Annotated in this window: 5 protein-coding genes; 3 read left to right on the top strand and 2 right to left on the bottom strand. The window is 47.7% G+C overall.

Annotated elements, in window-relative coordinates:
- The 3 genes from KB557_RS09305 to KB557_RS09315 form a co-directional block, all read left to right on the top strand.
- Positions 1 to 821, top strand: an 821-nt coding sequence (locus tag KB557_RS09305; protein WP_255133537.1) for a trypsin-like peptidase domain-containing protein, incomplete at its 5' end; no start/stop codon positions are given.
- Positions 818 to 1,381 (top strand): TIGR04282 family arsenosugar biosynthesis glycosyltransferase, encoded by a 564-nt coding sequence (locus KB557_RS09310; RefSeq protein WP_255133539.1) that lies wholly within the window; start codon positions 818 to 820, stop codon positions 1,379 to 1,381. The genes KB557_RS09305 and KB557_RS09310, both read left to right, overlap by 4 nt.
- Positions 1,344 to 2,057: a TIGR04283 family arsenosugar biosynthesis glycosyltransferase gene (locus KB557_RS09315; RefSeq protein ID WP_255133542.1), complete on the top strand. Its 714-nt coding sequence runs from the start codon at positions 1,344 to 1,346 to the stop codon at positions 2,055 to 2,057. The genes KB557_RS09310 and KB557_RS09315 overlap by 38 nt, the downstream gene beginning before the upstream one ends.
- Before the next feature lie 9 nt (positions 2,058 to 2,066).
- On the opposite strand, the gene KB557_RS09320 is transcribed toward KB557_RS09315, so the two are convergent.
- Positions 2,067 to 2,567, bottom strand: a complete 501-nt coding sequence (locus KB557_RS09320) for a GNAT family N-acetyltransferase (RefSeq protein WP_255133545.1) — start codon at positions 2,565 to 2,567, stop codon at positions 2,067 to 2,069.
- A 4-nt stretch (positions 2,568 to 2,571) separates the two neighbouring features.
- Positions 2,572 to 4,214, bottom strand: a 1,643-nt coding sequence (locus KB557_RS09325) for an ABC transporter ATP-binding protein (protein WP_255133547.1), incomplete at its 5' end; no start/stop codon positions are given.

Here is a 4,214-nt window from a genome sequence, read left to right on the forward strand (position 1 = left end):
GTTCGGATGGGCTATTACTTACCAATGCCCATGTGGTGGAAGGGGCGGGCAGCGTGGCCGTAACCCTTCCAGATGGCCGCAGTTTTCCGGGCAAGGTGCTTGGCGCTGATCCCTTAACCGATGTTGCTGTGGTGAAGGTAGCAGCCCAAGGTTTACCTGTGGCGCCACTAGGAAACTCAGCTTCTGTGCGCCCAGGCGAATGGGCGATTGCCATTGGTAATCCCCTAGGCCTCGATAACACCGTAACCCTTGGAATCGTGAGTGCTACAGCTCGAACTGATGCCCTTGGTGGCGGCCAGCGGGTGGCCTATATCCAAACCGATGCAGCGGTTAATCCGGGCAATAGCGGCGGCCCTTTAATAAACGATCGAGGCCAGGTAATTGGAATTAATACAGCGATTAGACAAGCGCCAGGAGCAGGTTTGAGTTTTGCGATACCAATAAATAAAGCAAAAACTGTTGCGCAACAAATTTTGGAGGGGGGTAGGGCTAGCCATCCTTATTTAGGGGTGAAATTACAGGCGATCACACCACAACTTGCAAGGGAGGTGAATGCCACTGGTAATAACTGCAAATTGCCTGAACGTAATGCTGTGGTGGTGGTGGATGTGGTGCAAAACAGCCCTGCTGCCCGCGGGGGGATTCGCAGTTGCGACTTAATTTTAAAAGTGGCAGATCAGGCAGTTAAGAGCCCTTCCGATGTGCAGGTGGCGGTAGAAGGGGGCCAGGTGGGTCGTGAGTTGCTAATAACTGTGGAACGGCAAGGTAAAACCCAGGCATTAAGGCTAAAACCGATGGAATTACCACGGCCCCAGGGGTGAAACAGCAGCTGGTATTAGTTGTACTAGCTCGCTTGCCGGCACCGGGGAGATGTAAGAGGCGCTTGGCTGTTGCTATTGGTGCCCTTGCTGCCGCCAGGGTTCAAGCAAAGCTGTTGACCCACACCATGGCAACAGCGAAAGCATGGCGTGAAATAAGTGTGAATTCAACGGTGCTTTTAGCGATGGGGCCAGCCCAAGGGATTGGTGGCCTTGGTTTGCGCATGCAACGACAATTCAGCCGCGCATTCAATTCCGGTGCCTCTCGGGTGGTGCTGATCGGTAGTGATTTACCCCAGCTCAGCGTTAGTGATCTAGCAAACGCATACGCACATTTAGATCACTGTGATTTGGTACTAGGACCAGCATTAGATGGTGGTTATTGGTTAGTGGGTTTAAACCGCTCTAACGGCTCTTTGTTTAGTGGTATTGATTGGGGTGGTGCTGGAGTGTTAACTGAAACCATCGCTCGAGCCAATGGCATTGGTCTTAAAGCAAAGCTTTTGCAATATCGCTCCGATATAGATGATGTGGGCGATATGGCCCCTTGGCTTGATGATTGATCCCAAAAATCCAGATAACTGGAGTGTGGTGATTCCAGTGCTGAATGAAGTGGAGTTGCTTGGCGGCCTGTTGGCTCAGTTGCAGGATGTGGGTGAATTGCTTGTGGTGGATGGCGGCAGCAGTGATGGCAGTTGCGAATTAGCCCTTTTGATGGGCGCCAAATTATTGAGATTTAGTTGTGCCAATCGGGGAGCCCAATTAGCCCATGGCGCATTGCAGGCAAGGTGCAGCAATTTGTTTTTTGTCCATGCCGATGCCCGTTTACCTGCGGGGTGGAGTGGGCTCGTGGCTAATTGTTTAGAAAAACCAGGTGTGATTGCTGCTGCCTTTCGTTTAAAGGTGCAGGCTCCGGGATGGCGCCTGCGCCTACTGGAATTGTTAGTGCAATTGCGCAGTAGTTGGCGTGAACTTCCCTATGGCGATCAAGGCTTAGCAATAACAAAACAAACCTATTGGCTGGTGGGAGGTTTTCAACCGATCCCATTAATGGAAGATCTAGATCTGGTGCAGCGCTTAAAAAAACTTGGCTCTCTGGTGATAGCACCGGCAGCGATCACGGTTAGTGGTAGACGCTGGCAACGCTTGGGGGTATGGCGCAGTTGTTGGCGCAATGCAAAATTACGGGCGGCCTGGCGCCGTGGGGTGGAATCTGAATTATTAGCTAAGCTCTACTAAATTTTATATCTATCTGGCATACCAAAAAACGCAACGGTTACCCTGCGGTTCAAGATCCCAACCTTGTGATAAATAAAAACGAACCGCTTGGGCATCTGCAAAAAGAGTTATTTTTTCAACTTCCATAAATCTCAACCGTTCTAATAACACCAGCATTAAACCTTTGCCAAGGCCACTGCGTTGATAGAGCGGATGAATTGCAAGATCCCAAATGGTGGCATCAAGAACACCGTCGCCAGTGCAACGGGCAAAACCAATTAAACGGGGAAAGCGTTGATCATGGCGCCATAAACCTATAACTAACAGTGAATTTTCCAAGGCTGTGCGCACCCGCCGTTGCGGCCTTCTGCACCAGCCAACTGCATCACAAAGTTGTTCTAATTCCACAAGATCAATCTCACGATCAAAACTTGCAATCAAGCGTAATCTTTCATTACTACTATCTAGTTCTCGCCACTCATTCCCATAAAATTTATTAAGAAGGGGCTCTTGTGATTCTGCTGGCTGCATATTACTAAAGGCTCGCAAGACCCTTCTCTTGGAGATCTGCAAGCTGGGCATAAAGACCACCCTGTGCCCGCAAATCTGTATGGTTGCCTTCTTCCACTACACGGCCTCTTTTTAATACCAGGATGCGATCACTTGCTTCTACGGTGGCGAGGCGGTGGGCGATTACTATGGCAGTGCGATTTGTTAATAAGCGACCTAGATCCCGCTGCAATGTTGCTTCTGTGCTGGGATCGAGAAATGCAGTGGCTTCATCCATTATTAATATTGAAGGGTTGCGTAAAGCAACACGTGCAATAGCTAACAGCTGCCTTTCACCGGAACTTAAATTACCACCCCTTTCCCTTAGCGATGTATCTAATCCATTTGGTAAGCGTTCCAATAATGGCGAAAGGCCTAAATCATTGCATAGCTTTTCAAGTTCAGGCCTAGCAATGTTAGTATCAAGTTTTAAATTATTTTCAACATTACCACTAAATAAAAATGTGTCTTGCAGCACAACACCTAAGCGTTTTCTTAATTCTGCAATTTGTATTCCACGAATATCAATCCCGTCTAGCAATATCCTGCCCTGCTGCTGCTCGTAAAGGCGACATAAAAGCCTAATTACTGTTGTTTTACCAGACCCGGTGGGGCCCACCAGAGCAACGTGTTCTCCTGGGGCAATATGCATATTTATATGTTGCAGGATGGGTTCATCATCTCTGTAAGCAAAGCAAACGTCTTCAAAAATTACCTCCCCTGATTTTGGTTGATTAGATACTGTAAATGTGGTTGCATTTTGAATATCTAGGGGTTGATCTAGTAATTCGTCTATACGCTCCACGGCGGTTAAACCCGCTTGGATTTGCGTAAATCTTTCTGCTAACTGCCGCAAGGGATCAAATAATCTTTGCGAAAAAAGAATGAAGGTTGTTAGCACACCAAGGCCCATCGCTCCCGATGTAACAAGATGACCACCGATCGCGAGAACTAAAGAAACAGCTGCAAGCGAAATCCATTCAAGTAGTGAGGAAATTGCGCTGTCGTAAAAGATTGTGCCATCTACCGCTCGGCGATATTTAGCATTGGTTATTGCAAATCTCGCACTATTTAGATTTTCGCGTCTAAACATCTGCACCACCTCAAGGCCTTGAAGATTTTCCTGAAGATCGGAATTTAATTGTCCGAGTTCTTCCCTTACTCTGTAATTAGCTTTCCGGTAGCGTTGCTGCAAACTGATTACAAGTAAAGTAATGGGTACTTGCAAGGCAAGTAGGAGTAAGCCTAAAGGGCGATTTATAGATAGCATTAATGTTGCAATTACCACAAAAGTAACAATATCTGCTAATACGCCAATTGCGCCAGAGCCAAAAACTTCCGCTAACGCGTCTACATCATTAGTGAGCCTTGTTATTAATTTCCCAACGGGGGTGCGGTCGTGGAATCTTAATGAGAGGTTGAGGCTATGGCTAAATAAATCTATCCTTAATTGTGCTGTAAGCCGTTGGCCGATGGTTTGCACTAAAAGACTCTGGCTACCCTGTAATGCCAGCCGTATTAATACTGCCACAAGCAATAGCCCTATTAACCAGCGAATTGCTAGAGCCATCGGCATCGCTTCCAACCACCACCAGGAGGGTTCAGCGCGCAGAACAGAAATTACTTGCC

This window comes from Synechococcus sp. Cruz CV12-2-Slac-r, assembly GCF_024346075.1.
GTDB lineage: Bacteria > Cyanobacteriota > Cyanobacteriia > PCC-6307 > Cyanobiaceae > Synechococcus_D.